Source organism: Pseudomonas oryzihabitans, from assembly GCF_032027545.1.
GTDB classification, from domain to species: domain Bacteria; phylum Pseudomonadota; class Gammaproteobacteria; order Pseudomonadales; family Pseudomonadaceae; genus Chryseomonas; species Chryseomonas oryzihabitans_F.
The window spans coordinates 1-275 of sequence record NZ_JAVSJB010000132.1; the positions used below are offsets into that span (position 1 = coordinate 1).

The window sequence follows — 275 nt, forward strand, 5'->3', positions numbered from 1 at the left end:
GGCCCAGCGGGAGGCGTGATGAACCCCGTGATCCCGGCCAGCCTGCGCATCGACGTGGATACCTATCGCGGCACCCGCGAAGGGGTACCGCGGCTGCTCGACCTGCTGGACGAAGCCGGGGTCAAGGCCACCTTCTTCTTCAGCGTCGGGCCGGACAACATGGGGCGCCACCTGTGGCGCCTGGTGAAGCCCACCTTTTTGTGGAAGATGCTCAGGTCCAAGGCCGCCAGCCTCTATGGCTGGGACATCCTCCTGGCCGGCACCGCCTGGCCGGG

At 68.0% G+C, this 275-nt stretch carries 1 pseudogene; it reads left to right on the forward strand.

The features are described 5' to 3' along the window. Positions 1-27: 27 nt before the first annotated feature. Positions 28-275 (forward strand): annotated as a pseudogene (locus RND78_RS28040) (4-deoxy-4-formamido-L-arabinose-phosphoundecaprenol deformylase); the annotation flags it as partial.